This is a genomic window from Azotobacter vinelandii CA, assembly GCF_000380335.1.
GTDB classification, from domain to species: Bacteria; Pseudomonadota; Gammaproteobacteria; order Pseudomonadales; family Pseudomonadaceae; genus Azotobacter; species Azotobacter vinelandii.
This window is the reverse complement of the sequence record NC_021149.1, coordinates 1,012,875-1,036,577: the sequence shown is the minus strand read 5'-3', so window position 1 is coordinate 1,036,577 and position 23,703 is coordinate 1,012,875. Positions and strand designations below refer to the sequence as shown.

20 protein-coding genes are annotated in these 23,703 nt (G+C 67.8%); 13 read left to right on the top strand and 7 right to left on the bottom strand.

Annotation, left to right across the window (positions count from 1 at the left end; all coding sequences use genetic code 11):
- Positions 1-33 precede the first annotated feature (33 nt).
- The 3 genes from AVCA_RS04900 to AVCA_RS04890 all read left to right on the top strand — a co-directional run bounded on the left by AVCA_RS04900 (position 34) and on the right by AVCA_RS04890 (position 2,889).
- Complete coding sequence (locus AVCA_RS04900) at positions 34-687, top strand: alginate O-acetyltransferase AlgF (protein WP_012699739.1); 654 nt, start codon at positions 34-36, stop codon at positions 685-687.
- 96 nt (positions 688-783) lie between these two features.
- Complete coding sequence (locus tag AVCA_RS04895) at positions 784-2,229, top strand: mannose-1-phosphate guanylyltransferase/mannose-6-phosphate isomerase (RefSeq protein WP_012699738.1); 1,446 nt, start codon at positions 784-786, stop codon at positions 2,227-2,229.
- A gap of 195 nt (positions 2,230-2,424) precedes the next feature.
- Positions 2,425-2,889: a hypothetical protein gene (locus AVCA_RS04890; protein ID WP_012699737.1), complete on the top strand. Its 465-nt coding sequence runs from the start codon at positions 2,425-2,427 to the stop codon at positions 2,887-2,889.
- An 881-nt stretch (positions 2,890-3,770) separates the two neighbouring features.
- On the opposite strand, the gene AVCA_RS25735 is transcribed toward AVCA_RS04890, so the two are convergent.
- Positions 3,771-4,528 (bottom strand): IS5 family transposase gene (locus AVCA_RS25735; protein WP_144061657.1). Its coding sequence is split into 2 segments (ribosomal slippage): positions 3,771-4,213 and positions 4,213-4,528, totalling 759 coding nucleotides; the frame shifts between segments, so codons are not numbered across the junction.
- Positions 4,529-4,712: 184 nt separating this feature from the next.
- Here AVCA_RS25735 and AVCA_RS04875 point away from each other — a divergent pair.
- Entirely contained in the window at positions 4,713-7,331 is a 2,619-nt protein-coding gene (locus AVCA_RS04875) for a DEAD/DEAH box helicase (protein ID WP_012699736.1), read from the top strand.
- 126 nt (positions 7,332-7,457) lie between these two features.
- On the opposite strand, the gene AVCA_RS04870 is transcribed toward AVCA_RS04875, so the two are convergent.
- Complete coding sequence (locus AVCA_RS04870; RefSeq protein ID WP_012699735.1) at positions 7,458-7,958, bottom strand: phosphate-starvation-inducible protein PsiE; 501 nt, start codon at positions 7,956-7,958, stop codon at positions 7,458-7,460.
- Positions 7,959-8,241: 283 nt separating this feature from the next.
- Between AVCA_RS04870 and AVCA_RS04865 the strand changes: the two genes are divergently transcribed.
- Positions 8,242-8,463 (top strand): DUF3509 domain-containing protein, encoded by a 222-nt coding sequence (locus tag AVCA_RS04865; RefSeq protein ID WP_012699734.1) that lies wholly within the window; start codon positions 8,242-8,244, stop codon positions 8,461-8,463.
- 51 nt (positions 8,464-8,514) lie between these two features.
- On the opposite strand, the gene AVCA_RS04860 is transcribed toward AVCA_RS04865, so the two are convergent.
- The 4 genes from AVCA_RS04860 to AVCA_RS04845 form a co-directional block, all read right to left on the bottom strand.
- Positions 8,515-9,618 (bottom strand): dihydrolipoamide acetyltransferase family protein, encoded by a 1,104-nt coding sequence (locus AVCA_RS04860; protein ID WP_012699733.1) that lies wholly within the window; start codon positions 9,616-9,618, stop codon positions 8,515-8,517.
- Between the two features lie 19 nt (positions 9,619-9,637).
- Entirely contained in the window at positions 9,638-10,624 is a 987-nt protein-coding gene (locus AVCA_RS04855) for an alpha-ketoacid dehydrogenase subunit beta (protein ID WP_012699732.1), read from the bottom strand.
- A complete protein-coding gene (gene pdhA / locus AVCA_RS04850; RefSeq protein ID WP_012699731.1) occupies positions 10,617-11,705 on the bottom strand; it encodes a pyruvate dehydrogenase (acetyl-transferring) E1 component subunit alpha in 1,089 nt (362 codons plus the stop codon). The genes AVCA_RS04855 and pdhA overlap by 8 nt, the downstream gene beginning before the upstream one ends.
- 133 nt (positions 11,706-11,838) lie before the next feature.
- Entirely contained in the window at positions 11,839-12,858 is a 1,020-nt protein-coding gene (locus tag AVCA_RS04845; protein WP_012699730.1) for a Leu/Phe/Val dehydrogenase, read from the bottom strand.
- Positions 12,859-12,982: 124 nt separating this feature from the next.
- Here AVCA_RS04845 and AVCA_RS04840 point away from each other — a divergent pair, with 124 nt between their 5' ends.
- The 8 genes from AVCA_RS04840 to AVCA_RS04805 all read left to right on the top strand — a co-directional run bounded on the left by AVCA_RS04840 (position 12,983) and on the right by AVCA_RS04805 (position 22,459).
- Positions 12,983-13,786 carry a SirB1 family protein gene (locus tag AVCA_RS04840; RefSeq protein WP_012699729.1) on the top strand — a complete coding sequence of 268 codons (804 nt, stop codon included), beginning with the start codon at positions 12,983-12,985 and terminating at the stop codon, positions 13,784-13,786.
- A gap of 903 nt (positions 13,787-14,689) precedes the next feature.
- Positions 14,690-15,685: a ribonuclease T2 gene (locus AVCA_RS04835; RefSeq protein ID WP_012699728.1), complete on the top strand. Its 996-nt coding sequence runs from the start codon at positions 14,690-14,692 to the stop codon at positions 15,683-15,685.
- A 105-nt stretch (positions 15,686-15,790) separates the two neighbouring features.
- On the top strand, positions 15,791-16,726 hold the full coding sequence (locus tag AVCA_RS04830; protein ID WP_012699727.1) for a LysR family transcriptional regulator: 936 nt from the start codon (positions 15,791-15,793) through the stop codon (positions 16,724-16,726).
- Between the two features lie 205 nt (positions 16,727-16,931).
- Positions 16,932-18,437: a CoA-acylating methylmalonate-semialdehyde dehydrogenase gene (locus tag AVCA_RS04825; RefSeq protein ID WP_012699726.1), complete on the top strand. Its 1,506-nt coding sequence runs from the start codon at positions 16,932-16,934 to the stop codon at positions 18,435-18,437.
- 54 nt (positions 18,438-18,491) lie between these two features.
- Positions 18,492-19,268, top strand: a complete 777-nt coding sequence (locus AVCA_RS04820; RefSeq protein WP_012699725.1) for an enoyl-CoA hydratase — start codon at positions 18,492-18,494, stop codon at positions 19,266-19,268.
- 46 nt (positions 19,269-19,314) lie between these two features.
- A complete protein-coding gene (gene mmsB, locus AVCA_RS04815; protein WP_012699724.1) occupies positions 19,315-20,208 on the top strand; it encodes a 3-hydroxyisobutyrate dehydrogenase in 894 nt (297 codons plus the stop codon).
- Positions 20,205-21,287, top strand: a complete 1,083-nt coding sequence (locus AVCA_RS04810; protein ID WP_012699723.1) for an enoyl-CoA hydratase/isomerase family protein — start codon at positions 20,205-20,207, stop codon at positions 21,285-21,287. The genes mmsB and AVCA_RS04810 overlap by 4 nt, the downstream gene beginning before the upstream one ends.
- A 20-nt stretch (positions 21,288-21,307) precedes the next feature.
- A complete protein-coding gene (locus AVCA_RS04805; RefSeq protein ID WP_012699722.1) occupies positions 21,308-22,459 on the top strand; it encodes an acyl-CoA dehydrogenase family protein in 1,152 nt (383 codons plus the stop codon).
- A gap of 33 nt (positions 22,460-22,492) precedes the next feature.
- Here the strand turns inward: AVCA_RS04805 and AVCA_RS04800 are convergent, their stop codons facing one another.
- Positions 22,493-23,383: a LysR family transcriptional regulator gene (locus AVCA_RS04800; protein WP_012699721.1), complete on the bottom strand. Its 891-nt coding sequence runs from the start codon at positions 23,381-23,383 to the stop codon at positions 22,493-22,495.
- Between the last annotated feature and the right edge of the window lie 320 nt (positions 23,384-23,703).

Here is a 23,703-nt window from a genome sequence, read left to right as displayed (position 1 = left end):
GCCCTTCCATCGATTCGCAAAGGAGTACCTGCAATGACCCGACTGCACCGCAAGCACCGCATCGCCCTCGGCCTCGGACTCGGCCTCCTGCTCGGTTTCGGCGGCACCACCGTCCAGGCCGCCGGCGACGCGGCGCTCTACGAAGCCGTGGCGCCCAAGGGCTCGACCTTCGTGCGTCTCTACAACGCCAGCAACCAGGAAGTCAGCGCCAACGTCGGCAGCATCAACCTGGAGGACGTTTCGCCGCTGTCCAGCAGCGGCTTCGAATACCTGCCAGCCGGCCAGTACAGCGCCCGCGTCGGTTCCCAGAACCTGCCTGTGAACCTGTCGGCCGAGCACTACTACACTTTGGTGACTCAATCCGGAGCCGCTCCTCTGCTGGTCGAGGAGCCGGCCTTCAAGAGCAAGCAGAAGGCCCTGCTGCGGGTACAGAACCTCTCCGACAAGCCGCTGACCCTGAAAACGGCCGACGGCAAGACGGAAGTGGTGAAAAGCGTGGAGCCCAAGGGCCGGGGCGATCGCGAAATCAACCCGGTGAAAGCCAACCTGGCGCTGTTCGACGGCGAGCGCAAGGTCGCCGACCTCAAGCCAATCAGCCTCGCCCGTGGTGAAGTTGTCTGCCTGTATGTGACGGGCACAGCGAACCAGCTCAATCCCGTGTGGGTCAAACCGCCGGTGAAGGAGTGAGTTGCTCGTCACGCAGTACATGCAAGACCAGTGCGGAACACTTGCAGGGACCCAGCAACAAACGGCAGTACCCCTAATATCAAAGGAGAACGACACATGATTCCGGTGATCTTGTCAGGCGGCAGCGGCTCGCGTCTCTGGCCTCTTTCCCGCAAACAATATCCCAAGCAGTTCCTCGCCCTGACCAGCGAGCGGACGCTCTTCCAGCAGACCCTGCAGCGCCTGAACTTCGAAGGCATGCAAAGCCCCATCGTGGTCTGCAACCAGGAGCACCGCTTCATCGTCAAGGAACAGCTCGAGGCCATCGGCCTGAACATCCAGGGGCTGCTGCTCGAACCCTTCGGCCGCAACACCGCGCCGGCCATCGCGCTGACCGCCATGAAGCTACTCGCCGAAGGCCGCGACGAACTGCTGCTGATCCTCCCGGCCGACCATGTGATAGCCGACCAGCAGGCTTTCCAGCAGGCCCTCAAGGTGGCCGCCCAGGCCGCGGAGATGGGTGAACTGGTACTGTTCGGCATTCCCGCGCACAGCCCGGAAACCGGCTACGGCTACATCAAGTGCGATCTCGCCGTGCAGGGCACCCTGCCCGAGGGCTCCAACCGCGTCCTGCAGTTCGTCGAGAAACCGGACCTCGCCCGCGCCCGCGAATTCGTCGAGTCCGGCAACTACTTCTGGAACAGCGGCGTCTTCCTGTTCCGCGCCAGCCGCTTCCTCGAGGAACTGAAGGAGCACGACCCGGACATCTACGATAACTGCCTGCTGACCCTGGAGCGCAGCGAGCCGCACGACGACGAGGTGAAGATCGATCCGGCCACCTTCGCCTGCTGCCCGGACAACTCCATCGACTACGCGGTGATGGAGAAGACCCGCCACGCCTGCGCTGTGCCGCTGTGCGCCGGCTGGAGTGACGTCGGTTGCTGGGCTTCGATCTGGGAAGTGCACGACAAGGACGAGAACGGCAACGTGGTCAAGGGCGACGTGATCCTCCACGATACCCGCGACAGCCTGGTGCACAGCAACGGCAAGCTGGTCACCGTGATCGGCCTGGACAACGTGGTGGTGGTGGAGACCAAGGACGCCACCATGGTGGTGCACAAGGACCGCGTGCAGGACGTCAAGAAGCTGGTCAAGATTCTCGACGACCAGGGCCGCAAGGAAAGCCTGAACCACTGCCAGGTCTACCGTCCCTGGGGCGCCTACGACTCGGTGGACATGGGCAGCCGCTTCCAAGTCAAGCGCATCACCGTCAAGCCGGGCGCCAGCCTCTCGCTGCAGAAGCACCACCACCGTGCCGAACACTGGATCGTGGTATCCGGTACCGCTCAGGTGACCTGCGACGAGAAGACCTTCGTGCTCACCGAGAACCAGTCCACCTACATCCCGGTCGCCGCCGTGCACCGTCTTGCCAACCCCGGCAAGATCCCGCTGGAAATCATCGAAGTGCAGTCCGGTAGCTACCTGGGCGAAGACGACATCGAACGGCTCGAAGACATCTACGGCCGTACCGAGGGCGTCCAGAGCCGCTCCGTGGCCGGATGACCGCAGCGCGCTCCGGACGCTGCCCCGGCGTCCGGACCTCTGCCGCCGCCGGGCAATCCGGCGGCAGGCGCGCCTTGCGCCTGATCGCCCCGCGCCGGGGAGCCTTGCATCAGGAATTCCCCGTCGGCTGGACTCCTCCGTAGAATGCGACGGCATCCTGCTCCGAGGCCGTCCCATGATCTCCCTCCTCCGCCCATGCTGATCGGTGTCCTGCTTCTGCTCGTCTGGCTGGGCCTGCTGCTGCGCTATCCCGACAAGGTCGCGACGGTTTCCCTGGCCGCCGCGTTCGGTGTGGCGCTGATCGCCGCCGGCACCCTGTGGCAGGAGCGGCGCACCGCGCAGCACCTCGCGCAACTGGAGCTGCGGCTGCGCCACGCCCCCGACGAATGCCCCGCCGACCGCCCGCTGGCCGTGCACCTGCACAACGGCAGCCGGCTGCCGCTGCTGGAGCTGCGCTGGCAGGTCAGCGCCCGTGTCCCGGGGGATAGCGTCGAATTGAACGAAGACCGTTACGACATGCCGCACTACAGCGCTTCCGGTCCCCTCCAGCCGGGCGGCGACTGGCACGCCTGCCTGCCCCTGCCGCCGCTACGCCATGGCTATCGGGCACAGAGCCTGGAATTCCACGCCGAACGCCTGGACGGCCGTTTCGCCGACTGAACCGCAGCCGTCTCCGGACGGCCGGGGCAATCGCGTGAAACGCCCGCCGGATACCGGACTGGAAAGATTGTGTGAACCTTGGCATGGCTGCTTGCCGAGGGGCCGGACAGTCCCTGTTTCGGCCCCCCGGCCGAGTCACTTTTTCTTGTTTTGGCCAAGAAAAAGTAACCCAAAAGAAGGCCACCCCCTCATCCGGCCCTGCGCTTCGCTCCGGGTTCCCTCCCTGCGTCGTCGCTCCAGGGGCACGTCCCGAAGGGCCATCCATGGCCCTCGGGCCTTGAGCCGCATCCCTGCGGCTCATCCCCTTGCGCGACGACTCCGCTCGGCCTCCTGAAGGGGGCATCCGGCGTTGCCTGACAGGCCGTGCCACAAGAAGAGCAAAAGCGCTTTCAGGCAGTTCGGAACCGACTCCCGTTCAGGAGGCCGAGCACAGGTGTCGCGGAGGGGGACGCGAGGCAGGACGCCGAGCGAGTCGCGAAGGGACAGGGACGTCCCTTCGCGACGTGCCCCCGGAGCGGCGCCGGAGCGAGGGAACCCCGGCGTAGCCGGGGCCGGATGATCGGGCGCGCTTTCTCTTTGGTTACTTTCTCTTTCGCGCGAGCAAAGAGAAAGTGACTCGGCCGGGGGGCCGAAACAGGGACTGTCCGGCCCCTCGGCAAGCAGCCGATGCACTGGATCTGAAGACCACGCCAGAACGACCAGGCACACAATCTTTCCAGTCCGGTATCAGGCAAGCGCTTCATGCGATTGCCCTGGCCATTCGGCGGAGCAATCGCATGAAGCTTCGAAAGGGGAAGCCGGGCTGGAACGCTCCGACACACAATCTTTCCAGTCCAGTATCGGGCGGGCATTTCATGCGATTGCCCTAGGGCCTGTTAACACTACCGTAGGGCCTCAGCGATAAGAGCCACAGTGACGAAGGCGGCGTACATGAGGTCAAGCTTGTCGTAGCGCGTGAACACGCGGCGCCAGGCCTTGAGTCGTCGAAACAGCCGCTCGATACCGTTGCGTCGGCGATAGAGCGGTTTGTCATACTCCCACGGCTGGCGCCGCCGGGGGTTGGGTGGCACCACCGGCACGAAACCCAGGCCGCAAGCCAGCTCGCGCGTGGCATTGTCTTGGTATGCACTGTCCATCAACAGAGCCACGAGCCCGTGGTGAGGTCCCAACGCCTGAATCAAGCGCCTGCCTTCGGGGGCATCGCCAGCCTGCCCCGCCGTCAGGCTCCAGGTCACGACATTGCGATCATCCGCGGCAACCAGATGCAGTTTGGTGCTCCAGCCGCCGCGGCTGCGACCGAGGGCTTGAGGACCGTTTTTTTTCGCGCGCCCGTACCATCCGGATGCACCTTCACGATACTGGAGTCGAGGCTGATGGCCTCGATGCGTATCTGCATAAGTCGCTGGCGCTGCAACTGTTCGAAAACACGATCGAGCACGCCGGCTTTGCTCCAGCGCATCATGCGGGTGTAGACGGTGTGCCAGTTGCCATAGCGTTCGGGCAGCGCGCGCCATTTGCAGCCGTTGGCTGCCACATACAGGATGGCGTTGAGTACTTGCAGGTTGCCCAGGCGTACATTGCCGCGTTGGCGCGGCAACAAGCCTTCGATTTGTTTGAATTGCTCGGCGGTCAGTTGCATGGCACTCGGTCTCAACACTGTTTTGCTGCATTCTAGTAAATAGAGTTAACAGACCCTAGCCGAATGGCCGACAAGGCTGCCCGATGCGCGTCGCTGTGAGAGAATCGGCGGTTTCCATCGATTTCCCAGTGCCCATGAACAATCTCCTCCCTCCCCCGCAGCATCCGCCACGGCAGGGTCGCTGATGCAGCCCGATTTCCTCCGGATGCGCCTGGAAGACTGGCGCGACCAGTTCGACCCCGGCACCCTGCAGCGCGGCCAGGATTACGCCAGCCAGGGACGCTGCACCCTGCTGCAGGTCGCCCCGGACGAAATCGACGCCAGTTGCCGAGGCTCGGTGACCCGCCGCTACCGGCAGCACATCCGCCTGCAGTCGCGGGCCGACGGCTGGCGCATCGACGGCCGTTGCAGTTGTCCGGTGGGACACAACTGCAAGCATGTGGTGGCGGCCCTGCTCACCCTGCAGCGCCAGTCGCCGCCCGCCGAGCCGAAGGCGGTGTTGCCCGAGCGGCGGATCGACGACCTCGAGCCAGCCCCCCAATTGACCCTGGGCAGCCACGTACGACTGCACTACGACACCCGCAAGGGGCGCATGGTGGAACAGCTCCAGCATCGCGCGGCGCTGGCCTTCCGCTATGGCGACCAACTGGCCTTCGGCAAGCCGGCGAAGGATCTGCTGGTACCCGGCGCCACGGAAATCCTGCGTATCCGCCGTCATTCCGAGAGCGAGGCGCGCCACCGGCGGACGCTCGCCGCACAGGGCTTCCACATCGCCCTGCGCAAGAGCGAGGCCCTGCCGGAAACGGTCGGCGAACTCCTCGAACTGCTCGACGACGAAAGCTGGCTGCGCTGGGTGCGCCACGACCTGCCGCGGCTGCGCGAACAGGGTTGGCATATCGAGATGCGCCCGGACTTCCATTACAACCTGCTGGATATCGACGACTGGTATCTGCACCTGGAGCCGGCCGCAGGGCAGGACTGGTTCGATCTGGAAATGGGTATCGAGGTGCAGGGCCAGCGCCTCAGCCTGCTGCCGATCCTGCTCCACGCCATCCGCCACAGTCCCTGGCTGCTGACCCCGGAAGCCCTGGCCAGGCGCGCCGACGACGAACTGCTGCTGGTACCGGTGTCACGCACGCCGGGCGTCACCCAGCGCGTCGCCCTGCCCTTCGGCCGCCTCCGGCCGCTTCTGGCCAGTCTCGGCGAATTGTTCTTCCAGAGGCCTGACGAAGCCCCGCAGCGCCTGCGCCTGGCGCGTCCCGACGCGGCCCGGCTGGCCGCCCTCGAGGCGGAACTGCCGCTGCACTGGCAAGGCGGCGAGACGCTGCGCGACTTCGCCCGTCGCCTGCGCGACCTGCCACAACAGCCGATCGCCGCTCCCGCCGGCCTGCGCGCCGAGTTGCGCCCCTATCAGTTGCAGGGCCTGGCCTGGCTGCAGGCGCTGCGTGAACTGCGGGTCGGCGGCGTGCTGGCCGACGACATGGGTCTGGGCAAGACCCTGCAGACCCTGGCGCACATCCTGCTGGAAAAGGAAGCCGGGCGCCTGAGCGCGCCGGCGCTGATCGTCATGCCCACCAGCCTGATCCCCAACTGGCAGGACGAGGCCGCGCGCTTCGCCCCCGACCTGCGCGTGCTGGCCCTGCACGGGCCCAGGCGCAGCGCCCTGTTCGGAGAAATGGGCGACGCCGACCTGCTGCTGACCAGCTACGCCCTGCTCTCCCGCGATCTCAAGGCTCTGGCCCGCCAGTCCTATCACCTCTTGATTCTCGACGAGGCGCAGAACATCAAGAACCCGCGCAGCAAGGCCGCCCAGGCCGCGCGGGAACTGGACGCCCGGCACCGCCTGTGCCTGACCGGAACCCCCATGGAAAACCACCTGGGCGAACTCTGGTCGCTGTTCCACCTGCTGATGCCCGGCTGGCTCGGCGATCAGCAGGCCTTCAAGCGGAACTATCGTCTTCCCATCGAGAAGCACGGCGACCTCGCCCGCCTGGCCCATCTCAAGGCGCGGGTGCGTCCCTTCCTGCTGCGCCGGACCAAGGAACAGGTGGCCCCCGAACTGCCGCCCAAGAGCGAGATCACCCAGTATCTGGACCTGAGCGAAGCGCAGCGCGACCGCTACGAGACCCTGCGCCTGGCGATGGACAGCAAGATCCGCGCGGAGATCGAGCGCCAGGGTCTGGCGCGCAGCCAGTTGCTGATCCTCGAGGCCCTGCTGCGCCTGCGCCAGGTGTGCTGCGACCTGCGCCTGCTCGAGGATGAGGCGGTGGCCGGCTGCCAGGCCGCCGACTCGGCCAAGCTGAGCGCGCTGCTGCCGATGCTCGAGGAACTGTCCGCCGAGGGCCGGCGCGTGCTGCTGTTCTCCCAGTTCACCGGCATGCTCGAACTGATCGCCAGGGAATTGGAAGCACGCAAGATCCCCTACGTCCAGTTGACCGGCGCCACCCGCGACCGGCGGACTCCGGTGGAGGAATTCCAGGCGGGCCGGGTGCCGGTGTTCCTGATCAGCCTGAAGGCCGGCGGCGCCGGACTGAACCTGACCGCCGCCGACACCGTGATCCATTTCGACCCCTGGTGGAACCCGGCCGCCGAAGCCCAGGCCAGCGACCGCGCCTACCGCATCGGCCAGGACAAGCCGGTGTTCGTCTACCGGCTGATCGCCCGCGGCAGCGTCGAGGAAAAGATCCAGCACTTGCAGAAAGCCAAGGCCGAGCTGGCCCATGGCCTCCTGGAAGGCGCCATCCAGGGCGAATGGCGCATGGAAGAGGAAGATATCGCCGCGCTGTTCGCGCCGCTGGAATGAGGGTTTGCGGCATCGCCGCGAAGAGGCGTCGGCGTGCATCCCTGCACGCCCGTCCCGCCGTCCGGGCGGAGCAGACTCCGGTCTGACGCGACCCGGTCTGCCGTGACCCGGTCTGACGCGACCCGATCAATCGGTCGTGGCGGTGGTCTTTTCCTTCGACATCATGAAGCGCCGACGTATGGAGGACGGGCTTTCCGATTGCTCGGACGGGAAGCGCGAGGAGGCGTAGCGCACCACTAGGTTCGACAGGGCCAGCAGCAGGATCGCCCCGGACACTATCACCACCCCCCAGGAGGGCGAGTGGTTATGGGAAATGTCGCCGATCATCAGCCGGGTCAGCGCGGTGATCGCCACGTAGATGAGGAAACGGATCGGCATGTGGTTGGTCTTGAAGTAGATGCCGACCATGGCGCCGAGCTCGAGGTAGATGAACAGCAGGAGGATGTCGTCGATGGTGATGTGGCCCTTTTCGACCATGTCGAAGAAGGCATGCACCGCCGCCCAGGCCGTCACGCCACCGATCGCGAACAGCGCCAGGTAGTGGAACCCCTCCACCAGCAGGTTGCCCAGCGACTCGGCCACCCCATGCATCTGCTGCCGCAATCCTTCAGCTTTGTCGATCTTCACTTTACAGCCCTCGCGTAAGCGCCCGACGGGGACAGCCCGGCAGGCGGCCTTGAATGGATGCATGTAGTATGCATGAAACGGACCAGATACCCCATCGAATCCGTCGGGGAGCATTATCGACAGCTCGGTGCGGAAACGCACTAGCCCATGTTTTGCAAATCGTCGAATCCAACTCAAGCCCATCGGTCGGAAAAAAATGTAGGGGCTTGATCGGATGACTACGAACTTGCTGCGCCGCTGCCTGTCCATTCGTTCATCAGTCACTCGTGCAGGAAGTACGCCCATGGATAGCCCTTTCCAGACCATCAGCGAGGCTTTCCAAGCGGAATACAACGTCAATTTCTGCGTGAAAGGCCCGGACGGCAGCATTCTGATGACGCTTTCCGACAACACGGGCATCGCCCTGCGCCACCTCATCGAGGCCGACCAATGGCGCGACCCGCAGTGGCTGCAGGGCTGCATCGCCGCAGTGAAGGGAGAGCTGGCGGCAAACTCCGCCAGCTAGGGCGAACCGTCGCGCCACCGGGCGGGCCGGGCGGATGGCGCGAGCCGCGGGCTACGGCCGTTCCAGCGCCTCGACCAGCGCCTTGAGAAAACGCGCCGCTTCGCCGCCGGTGACCGCGCGGTGGTCGAAGGTCAAGGACAGCGGCAGCACCGGATGCACGGCCACCCGGCCGTCCACCGCCACCGGTTCCTGGCGGATGGCGCCGGCGCCGACGATGGCTACCTGCGGCGGCACCACTACGGGATTGGCGTAGCGCCCGAACAGGGTGCCGTAGTTCGACAGGGTGAGGGTCGCGCCCATCATCTCCTGCGGCGGAATGGAGCGCGCCCGCACGTCGGCGCGCAGTCTGGCCATGCCCTCCTTCAGATCCTCCGCGCTACGCGCACCAACGTCGCGCAGCACCGGCACGAAGAGACCGTCCGGGGTGTCCACGGCGATGCCCAGGTCGAGCTGTGCGTGCCGGCGCAGCGACAGGCTCCTGCCGTCGAACCAGGCGTTGAGCAGCGGTTCGGCGGCGCAGGCGGCGGCGATGGCCCCGGCCAGGCGCACCATGGGGTCGCGGGCCTGCGCCCAGCGATGCAGGTCGGCGTCGGCGAACAGGGTCACCGGCACCACCTCGGCATGCGCGCGGGCCATGTTGATCGCCATGCTGCGCCGCACGCCGCGCAGCTTCTCGCCACCGAAGCGCGCGCGCGCGCCCTCCGCGGCGGCCTCCACGTCGGCGCGGGTGACCAGCCCGTCCGGGCCGGAGCCCTTCAGATCGGCCAGCTCGACGCCCAGTTTCTGCGCCAACTGGCGTACCGCCGGGGTAGCCCGCGGTGCCAGATGCTCGCGGGTCGAGGGCGCGGCGCCGATGCAGAAGCTGTCCGCCTGTCCCTCGGCGCCGCCTTCCAGACGGCCGACCACGGTGCCGGCGTCGCCCTCTCCTTCGTAGCCGATCAGCGGCTCGCCGACGTGCAGCAGATCGCCCACCCCGCCGAAGGTCTTGGCCACCACCCCGTCATAGGGCGCCGGGATATCGACGATGGCCTTGGCGGTTTCCACCGAAACCAGCAACTGGTCGGCCTTCACGCTGTCGCCGGCCTTGACGTGCCACTCGACGATCTCGGCTTCCTGCAGACCTTCGCCGAGGTCGGGCAGTTTGAAATATTTCATGCTCGTTCTCCTCTGTCCCTCAGGCGTAGTCCAGCACCGTCTCGCAAGCGGCGAGGATGTCCCCGGTGCCCGGCAGGTAGAACTGCTCCAGCCGGTACAGCGGCGGCGGAATGTCCGGGGCGGCGACGCGCTGGATCGGCGCATGCAGGTCGGGCAGGACGCGCTCGTAGAGGCTGGCGGCGATCTCCGCGCCGACCGCGCAGCTCTTCGGCGCCTCGTGGACGATCACGCAGCGGCCGGTCTTGCGTACCGAGGCCTCCAGGGTGTCGAGGTCCAGCGGCTTGAGGCAGGCGACGTCGATCACCTCGGCGTCGATGCCGCGCTCGGCCAGGGCGGCAGCGGCCTGCAGGCTCTCGTGGACGCTGGCGCCCCAACTGACCAGGGTCAGGTCGCGGCCCTCGCGCAGGGTGAAGCAACTGTCCAGCGGCAGGCGCCGGCCGTCGTCGGCCACGGGCTGCGGATTCATCCGGTACAAGCGGGTCGGTTCGAGGAAGACCACCGGGTCGGGGTCGTCGATGGCCGCCAGCAGCAGGCCGTAGGCCCGCGCCGGGGAAGACGGCACCACCACGCGCAGACCGGGGATGTGCGCGAACAGCGCCTCGGTGCTCTCGCTGTGGTGCTCCGGCGCGCGGATGCCAGCGCCCATCGGCGTGCGCAGCACCATGGGGCAGCTCAGCCGGCCGCGGGTGCGGTTGCGCAGGCGGCTGGCGTGGGACACCAGGTGCTCCATGGCGGCGTAGACGAAACCCATGAACTGGATCTCGACCACCGGCCTGAGCCCCTGGGCGGCCATGCCCACCGAAAGGCCGGCGAGCATGGTCTCGGCCAGCGGCGTGTCGAGCACCCGCTTGAAGCCGAAGGCCTCGCGCAACCCGAGGGTGGCGCGGAACACCCCGCCATTGACCCCCACGTCCTCGCCGAGCACCACCACATTCTCGTCGTCGCGCATCGCCCGGTGCAGGGCCAGGTTGACCGCCTCCACCAGGGTGTATTTTCCGTTACTCATGACATTCGCCTCCCTGGCGGCGGACCAGCCGTTCCGCGAGCGTCTCGCGCTGCTCGGCCAGGGCCGAGGGCCAGCGCGCGTAGACATGCTCGAACACCGAGGACAGCGGCTGCACGCCGGCCGCCTCGAAGGACTCCACGGCGCGCTGCACCTCGGCCTGGCAGTCGGCGACCAGCGCCTGCTCGCGGCCTTCGTCCCATACCCCCTGGGAAGCGAGGAAGGCCCGCAGACGCTTGACCGGCTCCTCCTCCCAGGCCTGGCGAACCTCCTCGGCGCAACGGTAGCGGGTGGCGTCGTCGGCGGTGGTGTGGTCGCCCAGGCGGTAGCTCAGGCACTCCAGCAGCACCGGCCCCTTGCCGTGGCGGGCGCGCGCCAGGGCCTGGCGCATGCGGTCGCAGACGGCGAGGATGTCGTTGCCGTCGACCTGCTCGCCGTGGATGCCGGCGCCGATCGCCTTCTGCGCCAGGGTCGGCGCGCCGCACTGGATGCGCCGCGGCACCGAGATCGCCCACTGGTTGTCGTTGACCACGAAGACCACCGGCAACTGCCAGGCGCCGGCGACGTTCAGCGCCTCGAGAAAGTCGCCCTTGCTGGTCGCGCCGTCGCCGCAGGTGGTGACGGCGACGCGGTGCTCGCCGCGGATCTTGAACGCCGTGGCCACGCCGCAGGCATGCAGGGCCTGGGTGGCGATCGGCACGCAGATCGGGAAATCCCGGGCGGCGCGCGGATCGACGAAGTCGCTGCCGCGCTCGTCGCCGCCCCAGTAGAGGAGGATCTCCTCCATGCATACCCCGCGCATCAACTGCACGGCGGTGTCGCGGTAATAGGGCACCAGCACGTCCTCGGCCTGCATCAGGCTGCCGATGGCCACGCCGATGGCCTCCTGGCCGAGGGTCGGCGCATAGGTGCCGATCCGCCCGGTGCGCTGCAGGGCCACTGCCTTCTGGTCGAACAGACGGGTCAGCACCATCTGCCGGTAGAGTCGGGTGAGCAGGTTGAAATCGTCGGCCCAGGCGGGCAGCTCGGCCAGCGGCCGGCCGTCGGGCGCCAGGTAGCGGGTGTAGGGAAGATCGGGTGACATTCTGGACTCCTCGGCGCCTTGTGGGCGCGTCCGAACCCGCCGCTTGTGGCTGCGGGCAATGACGGGACGATTGCATCTCGAAATCCACGAGGGCGCCGCGAAGGGGTGTCCTCCGGCCGGCGCCTCCTGAACTCTAGCCGTAGATCAGCCGCTCCGCCTCCTCGTCGGCGATGCGCGCCGGCGAGCATCCCTCGGCCAGGGAACGTGCGTAGATGGCGCTCAACCGCAGGCGGATGCCGCCCAGGTGCGCGCCGATGCTCTGGTCGCTTTCGCCGCGGTGACGCAGCGCCACGTAGATCAGCCCGCCGGCATTGATAACGTAGTCCGGCGCATAGAGGATGCCGCGCCGTTGCAGCAGATCGGCGACCTCCGGGCCGGCCAGTTGGTTGTTGGCAGCGCCGGCCACCGCGGCGCAGCGCAGCGTGCCGACCGACTCGCCGTTGAGGATGCCGCCCAGGCCGCAGGGCGCCAGGATGTCGCAGGGTTCGCGCAGCAGCGCGTCGCTGGCCACCGGGCGCGCGCCCAGGTGCTCGACCGCCCGCTGCACGCGGCTGTGCTCGAGATCGCTGACCAGCAGTTCGGCACCGGCCGCGGCGAGCCGCTCGCTCAGCGCGTAGCCGACATGGCCGAGGCCCTGCACGGCGATACGCAAGCCCTCCAGCTCCTCGCAACCGAGACGCGCCCTGGCCGTGGCGCGGATGCCGGCGAACACCCCCTCGGCGGTGTGCGGCGAGGGGTCGCCCTCGTCGGTGGTGCTGGTGACATGTCGGGTCTGCCGGGCGATGCAGTCCATGTCGGTGCTCGAGGTACCGCTGTCGACGGCGGTGATGTAGCGGCCACCGAGGGTTTCGATGAAGCGTCCGAAGGCCTGGAACAGCGCGCAGCGGTCGCCGATGTGCGGTGGGCGGATCAGCACCGCCTTGCCGCCGCCGAGTTCCAGCCCGGCCAGCGCGGCCTTGTAGCTCATGCCCTGGGCCAGGCGCATGGCGTCGCGCACCGCGCTCTCGGTGTCGGCGTAGTCGAGGAAGCGGCAGCCGCCGAGCGCGGGACCGAGACGGGTGCTGTGGATGGCGATGATGGCTTCGAGGCCGGTGACGGGATCCCGCGTCAGATGCAATGCTTCGAGCCGGGCGGCTTTCATCAGGGCGAACATGGCGATACTCCCTGGCTGACGTTCACCCTGAGTATAGGCGTGGCCCCCGGCCGCAGCGGTCGGCGCGCTCTGGACGGATTCCTTCACGGCGGCTAAAAACAGGACAAGAGTGCAGGAGTATGTCATGAACTCGCGCCAAGCCTGCTTTGCCTGCCTGCAACGCGATCCGCCAGCCCTCTTCGAGGCTGCCTTGTGGATCGCCACCGAACACGACCCCGCCCTGCGCCCCGAACCCGTCCTGCGCGACATCGGCGGCCTGGCGCAACAGGTCGCCGCCGGCCTGCCCGTCCTGCCGGCGCGGGAGTTGGGTCAGCCGCTGCTGCGCCTGTTGCACGACCTGGGCCTCCACGAAGAGGACCACCTGCCGCTGCGCCCGGCCGCGGCGCTGCCGCACCGGGTGCTGCAACAGCGTCGCGGCCATCCGCTGGCGCTGGCGCTGATCGCCCTGGAAGTGGCCCGGCGCCTGGAGATTCCCCTGTATGGCGTGGACTTCCCCGGACACCTCCTGCTGCGCGTGGAAAACGCCGACCACCTGCTCGATCCCGTCAGCGGCCGCCGCCTCTACAGCCGCGACTGCCGCGAACTGCTGCTGCGCCAGCACGGCGCGCCGGCGGAACTGGAGGGCCGCCACCTGCAGTCCTGTCCCGCGCATCACCTGCTGCAACACCTGTCGCGCCTGCTGCGCCAGTTGCACGAGCAGAACGACGACCCGCTGGCGGCCCTGAAGGACGCCGAGCGGGTCCTGCTGCTCGGTCCGCCCAGCGTCGCCGACCACCTCGCCCGGGCCGATCTCTACCAACGGCTCGAATGCCCCCAGGGCGAGCGTTTCGACCTGCAGCGCGCCCTGCTGCTCTGCGACGACCCGAGCGAGCGCCTGCGGCTGGACCAGCGCCTGCGTCAGGTAGAAGTGGTGGATGCGCTGCACTGAGCCTGCCGCTCCATCCATGCCAGGACAACGGGGGACGACGCCCGGTCCGGGAGGCCGGCCCCTGCGGTCAGAGCCCTTGAAAGGATCGGTAATCGGGGCAATCGCATGAAGCGCTCGCCTGATATCAGACTGGAAAGATTGTGTGAGCCTTGGCATGGCTGCTTGCCGAGGGGCCGGACACTCCCTGTTTCGGCCCCCCGGCCGAGTCACTTTTTCTTGTTTTGGCCAAGAAAAAGTAACCAAAAAGAAGGCCACCCCCTCATCCGGCCCTGCGCTTCGCTCCGGGTTCCCTCCCTACATCGCCGTTCCAGGGGCCCGCCGCGAAGGGCCATCCATGGCCCATCGCGGCTCTCGCGGCATCCTTGCCGCTCGACCCCTTCCACGACGATTCCGCTCGGCCTCCTGAAGGGGGCATCCGGCGTTGCCTGACAGGCCGTGGTGCCACAAGAAGAGCAAAAGCGCTTTCAGGCAGCGCGGAACCGACTCCCGTTCAGGAGGCCGAGCGCAGGTGTCGCGGAGGGGGACGCGAGGCAGGACGCCGAGCGAGTCGCGAAGGGACAGGGACGTCCCTTCGCGACGTGCCCCCGGAGCGGCGCCGGAGCGAGGGAACCCCGGCGCAGCCGGGGCCGAATGATCGGGCGCGCTTTCTCTTTGGTCACTTTCTCTTTTGCGCGAGCAAAGAGAAAGTGACTCGGGCGGGGGCCCGAAACAGGGACTGTCCGGCCACTCGGCAAGCAGCTGATGCAGCGGAGCCGAAACGCCCCGACATACAATCTTTCCAGTCCGGCTTCATCCCCTCCGCCTGCCCAGGCCGGTTAATGAAAGGAATCCCGCCATCGCCCTTGCTATAGTGGCGCGCCTTTCGAAATCGCCCCCCGCGCCCTTCCCTGCCAGATAAACATCATGCACAGATCCGCCCTGCTCCTGCTGCTCTACCTCCTGACCGACATCGCCTGGGCCAGCCAGCCCGCCTCCGGCACCTTCGTCGCCGGGCAGAGTTGCGAGGCCTACCAGTCGTTCCGCAAGAAGACCAATCCCGGCGCGGTGAAGACCGAACCCGGCCGCGAGTACCGGATTCGCGAGATCGACGAACGCGATTACCAATGGCTGCGCATCGAAATGCCCGGCAACGCCGAGCCATTGCGCTGGGTTCCGGCGGATTGCGGCGATGCCGGGGCCCTGGAACCGGCCAGTTCAGCCCGCCGCGAACGGCCGCAGCAGTCCGCCGGCGTCTGCCAGACCCCGGGCCTGCAGGATAGCTATGTACTGGCCATTACCTGGCAGCCGGGCTTCTGCGAACACAAATTGGCGAAAAGCAAGAGCAAGCAGAAACCCGAATGCCGGGCCATGGAAAGCGGCGAACTGAACATCGCCAACTTCACGCTGCACGGACTCTGGCCGAACAAGAAGGAGTGCGGCAAGAATTACGGCAACTGTTCCAGAACCGATATTCAGCTCAGCGAAGAAACGCTCTCCTACATCAAGCCCTGGATGCCGAACTTCTATTTCGAAAACGACTTCGGCAACTACGAATGGAAGAAACATGGCACCTGCCAGACCGACATGGACGACGACGCCTATTTCCGCAAGGCGGTGACCGCGGTGCGCACGGTCAACGATTCGGAACTCGGCCAGTACATCCGGGCGAACATCGGCAAGAACGTCGAACGCCGCACGCTGCAGGAAATCCTCCGCCGCACCCATCCGGACGCGCCCGACAGCTTCGCTTTCCTGTGCACCGACAACCGGCTCCACGAGATCCAGGTCCACCTGCCGGTGGACTTCCGGGAGGGCCCGACCCTGGCCGGCCTGATCGGCCCACGACCGTCCAGGACGCACGGCCCCACCCCTGGCGAGTGCAGCCAGGAACGCATCCTGATCGAACGGAGCGGGCGCTGAAGGAGCGAAAAGTGCCTGCGCAGAGAGGTTTCGACCGATTTCGCCGACAACAAGCGGAGCGGCTTTGCGCATAATCGCCCTGTTTCCCGTCCCGGAGTAGCAGTCATGGATATTCTGCAAGCGATGCGCGCCTTCGTGCGGGTAGTGGACAGCGGCAGCTTCACCGCCGCGGCCGCTTCCCTGCAGCTTTCCAATGCCCAGGTGTCGCGCCTGGTGTCGGACCTGGAGGCCAGCCTGCAGGCTCGCCTGCTGCACCGCACCACTCGCCGCCTGGCGGTGACCGAGGCCGGCGAGCGCTACCTGCAGCGCTGCCGGAACATCCTCGCCGAAGTGCAGGATGCCGCCGTCGAGGCCAGCGGCGCGCACCTGACGCCCCGGGGCCGCCTGCGCGTGCACTCCATCACCAGCCTCGGCACCCTGCAACTGGCGCCGCTGGTGGCCCGCTACACCGCGCTCTACCCCGAGGTGAGCCTGGATCTGACCCTGTCGCAGCGCACGCCCGACCTGCTCGAGGAAGGCCACGACGTGGTCATCACCCTGTCCCGCGAGTTGCCCGATTCGGAGCTGGTGGCCCAGCGCGTGGGCGACCTGCACAGCGTGGTCTGCGCCGCGCCGCAATACCTCGAACGCCACGGCACTCCGAAAATTCCCCAGGACCTGCACGAGCACCGCTGCCTGCGCCTGGTCGATCCGCTGTTTCCCGATCGCTGGGTGTTCCAGGACGGCGACGGAGAGCTGACCGTGCGCCCCGGCGGCCACTTCCAGGTCAACGTCGCGGAAGCGATGGCCCAGGCCGCGGCGGCCGGCATGGGCGTCTGCCTGCTGCCCAGCTTCGTCGCCGCCAAGGCCCTGCGCCAGGGCACCCTGAAGCGCCTGCTGCCGCAATACCAATTGCACCAGCGCAGCATCTACGCGCTCTACCCCTCGCGCAGCTTTCTCGACGCCAAGACCCGCACCTGGATCGAACTGCTCAAGGAAGAACTGCCCAAGGCTTTCACCCAGGACCAGGAAATCCTCGACGACGCGACCTACTGGGCCTGACCCTCGAAAGGCCCGCAGGGCTGGCCCCGGGCACGCCGGCCCCTTGGCGAAAATGCCTTCGCCTCTCCCCATGAATGTGTATTTCTGCAGAGCCGCTCTGCGGATATCGCCATTGTACCGGGCAAATTCGCACTGCTAGGCTCCAGATACCCCCTCGCAGCGGTCGGCGAGAACAACAACAATGCCCAGCAGGCGGAGACATGCGATGACCCACTCCATCCCCAGCATCAAACTGCTGATCGACGGCCAGTTCGTCGAATCCACCACCAGCCAATGGCGCGAGGTGGTCGACCCGGCCACCCAGCAGGTCCTGGCCCGCGTCCCCTTCGCCAGCGAGGCGGAGCTGAACGCGGCGGTGGCCAGCGCCGCCGCGGCGTTCAAGACCTGGCGCAAGACCTCCATCGGTACCCGCGCGCGGCTCTTCCTCAAGTACCAGCAACTGATCCGGGAGAACCTCAAGGAACTGGCGGCGATCCTCAGCGCCGAGCAGGGCAAGACCCTGGCCGACGCCGAGGGCGACGTGTTCCGCGGCCTGGAGGTGGTCGAGCACGCCGCCGGCATCGGCAACCTGCAGCTCGGCGAACTGGCCAACAACGTCGCCGGCGGCGTCGACACCTACACCCTGCTGCAGCCGCTCGGCGTCTGCGCCGGCATCACCCCCTTCAACTTTCCGGCGATGATCCCGCTGTGGATGTTCCCGATGGCCATCGCCACCGGCAACACCTTCGTCCTCAAGCCCTCCGAGCAGGACCCGATGGTCACCATGCGCCTGGTCGAGCTGGCCTTGGAAGCCGGCGTGCCGCCGGGAGTGCTCAACGTGGTCCACGGCGGCGCCGAGGTGGTCGACCGGCTCTGCGACCACCCGGACATCAAGGCACTCTCCTTCGTCGGATCGAGTCGCGTCGGCGCCCACGTCTACCAGCGCGCCAGCCAGGCCGGCAAGCGCGTGCAGTGCATGATGGGCGCGAAGAACCACGCCGTCGTCCTGCCCGACGCGCACAAGGAACAGACCCTCAACAGCCTGGCCGGTGCCGCCTTCGGCGCGGCCGGCCAGCGCTGCATGGCGATCTCGGTGGCGGTCCTGGTCGGCGCGGCCCGCGACTGGCTGCCGGAGCTGGTGGCCAAGGCCGCCACCCTCAAGGTCGGCGCCGGCAGCAAGCCCGGCACCGACCTCGGCCCACTGATCTCGCGCGCCGCCCTGGACCGGGTCGGCAGCCTGATCGAGCAGGGCGTGCGCGAAGGCGCGCGGCTGGAGCTGGACGGCCGCAACCCGGTCGTCGCCGGCTACGAGCAGGGCAATTTCGTCGGCCCGACCCTGTTCTCCGGCGTCACCCCTGGGATGAGCCTGTACCGCGAGGAGATCTTCGGCCCGGTGCTCTGCGTGATGCAGGCCGAGACCCTGGACGAGGCCATCGCCATCGTCAACGCCAACCCCCACGGCAACGGCACCGCCCTGTTCACCCGCTCCGGCGCCGCGGCCCGGCACTTCCAGGAGGAGATCGAGGTCGGCCAGGTCGGCATCAACGTGCCGATCCCGGTGCCGGTGCCGATCTTCTCCTTCACCGGCTCGCGGGCCTCCAAGCTCGGCGACCTGGGGCCGTACGGCAAACAGGTGGTGCAGTTCTACACCCAGACCAAGACCGTCACCCAGCGCTGGTTCGACGAGAACGAGGTCGGCGGCCCGGTCAACACCACCATCACCCTCAAGTGAACCCCGGTGCGGCGCCCGCCGGCGCCGCTCGCCAGACACCGAAGGACAGTCAAGATGAGCTACGAGAACCTGCTGCTGGAAATGCACGGCAAGGTCGCCCTGATCACCCTCAACCGCCCGCAGGCCCTGAACGCCCTGTCGCCGGCGCTGACCGCCGAACTGAGCGCCCTGCTCGATGCGCTGGAGACCGACGACGGGGTCGCCGCGGTGGTCCTCACCGGCAGCGAGAAGGCCTTCGCCGCCGGCGCCGACATCAAGGCGATGAAGGACTGGGGCTATATGGACGTCTACAAGTCCGACTTCATCACCGCCACCTGGGAGCGCCTGGCCAGCTTCCGCAAGCCGAGCATCGCCGCGGTGGCCGGCTACGCCCTGGGCGGCGGCTGCGAGCTGGCGATGATGTGCGACTTCATCATCGCCGCCGACAGCGCCAGGTTCGGCCAGCCGGAAATCACCATCGGCACCATTCCCGGCGCCGGCGGCACCCAGCGCCTGACCCGCTTCATCGGCAAGTCCAAGGCCATGGACATGGTCCTCACCGGGCGCCTGATGGACGCCCAGGAGGCCGAGCGCTGCGGTCTGGTCAGCCGCCTGGTGCCGGCCGACCGGCTGATCGAGGAAGCCCTCGCCGCCGCGACCAAGATCGCCCAGATGTCCGCGCCCATCGCCATGATGGCCAAGGAATCGGTCAACCGCGCCTTCGAGACGCCTCTCGCCGAGGGCATCCGCTTCGAGCGCCGGCTGTTCCATGCCACCTTCGCCACCGAGGATCGCCGGGAGGGCATGGCCGCCTTCGTCGAGAAGCGCAAGCCCGACTTCAAGGATCGCTGAGCCGCTGCACCGCGCATCCCCACAACAAGAACAAGAGGACATCATCATGCACATCGGCTTTATCGGCCTGGGCAACATGGGTGCGCCCATGGCCCGCAACCTGCTCGCGGCCGGCCACCGCCTGAGCGTCCACGACCTCTCCGCGCCGGCCGTGGCCGGCCTGGCGCAGGCTGGCGCCACGGTGGCGGACTCCCCGGCGGCCCTGGCCCGGGAGGTCGAACTGATCATCACCATGCTGCCCGCATCCGCCCACGTGAAAGGCGTCTATCTCGGCGAGGACGGCCTGCTCGCCCAGGTCCGCCCCGGCGTGATGCTGATCGACAGCTCCACCATCGATCCGCTGAGCGCCCGGGAAGTGGCCGCCGCCGCCCGCGAGCACGGCAACCCGATGCTCGACGCGCCGGTGTCCGGCGGTACCGCCGGCGCCGCCGCCGGCACCCTGACCTTCATGGTCGGCGGCGAAACGGCCGACTTCGAACGCGCCCGCCCGGTGCTCGCCGCCATGGGCAAGAACATCGTCCACTGCGGCCCCGCCGGCAACGGCCAGGTCGCCAAGGTGGCCAACAACATGCTGCTCGGCATCTCCATGATCGGCGTCGCCGAGGCCATGAGCCTGGGCGTCGCGCTGGGCATGGAGCCCAAGGTGCTGGCCGGCGTAATCAACAGCTCCAGCGGCCGCTGCTGGAGTTCGGACAGCTACAACCCCTTCCCCGGCGTCATGGACAACGTGCCCGCCGCGCACGGCTACAGCGGCGGCTTCGGCACCGACCTGATGCTCAAGGACCTCGGCCTGGCCAGCGAGGCCGCCCGCCAGGCGCGCCAGCCGGTGATCCTCGGCGCCCTCGCCCAGCAGCTCTACCAGGCGTTCAGCGCCCAGGGCAACGGCGCCCTGGACTTCTCCGCGATCGTCAACCTCTACCGCAAGGACGCCAACGCATGAGCGAAGCTCCCGTACTGGCGGCGGTGCGCAACCGCATCGGCCACCTCACCCTCAACCGTCCGAACGGCCTGAACGCCCTCAGCCTGCCGATGGTCCGCCTCCTGCACCGGCAGTTGCAGGCCTGGGCCGACGACCCGCAGATCCTCGCCGTGGTCCTGCGCGGCGCTGGCGAGAAAGCCTTCTGCGCCGGCGGAGACATCCGCTGGCTGTACGAAAGCTACAAGAAGGCCGACGGTCAGCACGAGGTCTTCTTCGTCGAGGAATACGCCCTCGACCAGTACATCCACGCCTACCCCAAACCCGTCCTGGCGCTGCTCGATGGCTTCGTCCTCGGCGGCGGCATGGGCCTGGCCCAGGGCGCCGCGCTGCGGGTGGTCGGCGAGCGAACGCGGATGGGCATGCCCGAGGTCGGTATCGGCTATTTCCCGGACGTCGGCGGCAGCTACTTCCTGTCGCGCATGCCGGGCGAGTTGGGCACCTACCTGGGCGTCACCGGCGTGCACGTCGGCAGCGCCGACGCCCTGCACGGCGGACTGGCCGACTGGCATCTGCCCAGCGAACAGTTCGCCGAGCTGGACCGCTGCCTGGACGAGATGCGCTGGAATGTGCATCCCGCCGAAGCCCTGCGCACCCTGCTCGCCACCCTGGCGGCGGATCGCCTGCCGGATGCGCAGCTCGCCGCCCTGCAGCCGGCCATCGACACGCACTTCGCCCTGCCGGACATCGCCGCCATCCGCGCCTCGCTGCGGGCCGAACGGCGCCCGGAGTACCGCGACTGGGCCGAAGAAACCCTCGGCCTGCTGGACAGCCGCTCGCCGCTGGCCGTCTGCCTGACCCTGGAACTGCTGCGCCGCGGCCGCGAGCTGTCCCTCGCCGACTGCTTCGCCCTGGAACTGCATCTGGACCGCCAGTGGTTCGCCTCGGGCGACATCATGGAGGGCGTACGCGCCCTGCTGATCGACAAGGACAAGTCTCCCCGCTGGAATCCGCCCGGTTTTGCGGAAGTCACGCCGGAACGGGTCCAGACTTTCTTTGCCGGCTTCGCGCCGGGCGCCGGCAAGAACCGCCGTCAGGCCTGACGCGAGCGGAGGAGAACGCGATGCACGATATCGAACTGAGCGAAGAACAACGCATGATCCGCGACATGGCCCGGGACTTCGCCCGGCGCGAGGTCGCTCCGCGGGCCAAGGAGTGGGAAAAGGCCGGCTGGATCGACGATGCCCTGGTGGCGCAGATGGGCGAGCTGGGCCTGCTCGGCATGGTGGTGCCGGAAGAATGGGGCGGCAGTTACATCGACTATGTCGCCTACGCCCTGGCGGTGGAAGAAATCTCCGCCGGCGACGGCGCCCTCGGCGCGCTGATGAGCATCCACAACTCGGTCGGCTGCGGCCCCCTCCTGCAATACGGCAGCCAGGCGCAGAAGGACGCCTGGCTGGCCGAACTGGCCGCCGGCCGGGCCATCGGCTGCTTCTGCCTGACCGAGCCGCAGGCCGGCTCGGAGGCGCACAACCTGCGTACCCGCGCCGAACTCGCGGGCGATCGCTGGATACTCGACGGCGCCAAGCAGTTCGTCAGCAATGCCAGGCGCGCGAAGCTCGCCATCGTCTTCGCGGTGACCGACCCCGAACTCGGCAAGAAGGGCCTGTCGGCCTTCCTGGTGCCCACCGACACGCCCGGTTTCGTGGTCGAGCGCAGCGAACACAAGATGGGCCTGCGTGCCTCCGACACCTGCGCGGTGAACCTGAGCGGCTGCAGCATCCCCGCGGAAAACCTGCTCGGCGAGCGCGGCAAGGGACTGGCCATCGCCCTCTCCAACCTGGAGGGCGGGCGCATCGGCATCGCCGCCCAGGCGCTCGGCATCGCCCGCGCGGCCTTCGAGGCGGCGCTGGCCTACGCCCGCGAGCGCGTGCAGTTCGGCAAGCCGATCTGCGAACACCAGAGCATCGCCAACCTGCTGGCCGACATGCATACCCGGCTCAACGCCGCGCGCCTGTTGATCCTGCATGCCGCGCGCCTGAAGGGCGCCGGCCTGCCCTGCCTGTCGGAAGCCTCGCAGGCCAAGCTGTACGCCTCGGAAATGGCCGAACGGGTCTGCTCCAGCGCCATCCAGATCCACGGCGGCTACGGCTACCTGGAGGACTATCCGGTGGAGCGCTACTACCGCGACGCACGGATCACCCAGATCTACGAGGGCACCAGCGAGATCCAGCGCCTGCTGATCGCCCGCGAGCTGGCCCACTATCCGCTGTGAGCCCCGGCGGCGGGCCCGCAGCGGGCCTGCCGCTCAGCGCCCCATCATCAGGTCCTGGTGCTGGCGGGCCATCTCCCGCAAGAAATCCCAGGTCACGCGCATCCGCGCCAGATCCTTGCTTTCCACCGGCATCAGCATCCAGAAGGTGCGGGTGAACTCCACCTGGTCGGCGAGCACCTCGACCAGCGCCGGGTCCTTGCGCGCCGCGAAGCTGGGCAGGATGGCGATGCCGGCGCCGGCGGCGGCGGCCTTCTGCTGGGCGAGGATGCTGGTGCTGCGCAGGGCGACCTGCCGGGGCCGGCCGATATCGTCCAGGTAATGCAGCTCCTTGCTGTAGAGCAGATCCTCGATGTAGCTGACGAAGCCGTGTTGCCGGAGGTCGTCGCGGCTGCGGATCGGCGGCTGCGCGGCGAGGTAGTCCGCCGAGGCGTAGAGGCGCAGCACGTAGTCGGTCAGCCGGGTGATGATGTAGGGCCCGCGTTCGGGACGCTCCAGGGTGATGACGATGTCCGCCTCGTGGCGCGACAGCCGCACCATGCGCGGCACCGCCAGCAGATCGACGCCCAGGTGGGGATAACGCCGGGTCAGGGCCGCCAACTGGCCGGCGAGCAGTTCGATGCCATAGCCCTCGGTCGCGCCGATCCGCACCAGCCCCGACAACTGGTCGGCCGTGTCCGGATCGTCCTGCTCGATGGCGCGGTAGGCGCTTTCCATGGCCTCCACCTGGACCAGCAGGCGGCGCCCCGCCTCCGTCGGCCCGTAGCCCGAGCTGCCGCGGATGAACAGCGGCTGCCCGAGGCTCTTCTCCAGCGCTTGCACGCGCCGCGCCACCGTGGTGTGGTCCACGCCGAGACGGCGGGCCGCCACGGTCAGCTTTTTCGCCCTCGCCAGTTCGAGGAAGAAGCGCAGATTGTCCCAGTCCATGTCCTTGCCTTGGGGGAGATCACGGCGCCGATCATGCAACGCTTGGGCATCCTTGCACAGCCCCGGCCCACACGCCCGGCACCTGTGCATAAATGCAGAACGGCTCTGCACCCGGCCGTCTTGATAAGGACAGGGGCGCTGTTAGGCTCAGTGACGAGAGGCGATGGACCCCGCATGCAAGGGAAAGCCCGCAGCATCGGGCGCGATCCGCGGGTTCCGCCCGCCCTCGGGACGCCGGCGGCCGCTCGCCCGACAGTCCCGCTTCACGCGAACCTCACACAAGAACAATGATGCAGAGGGATCGATGAACGAAGCGTCCT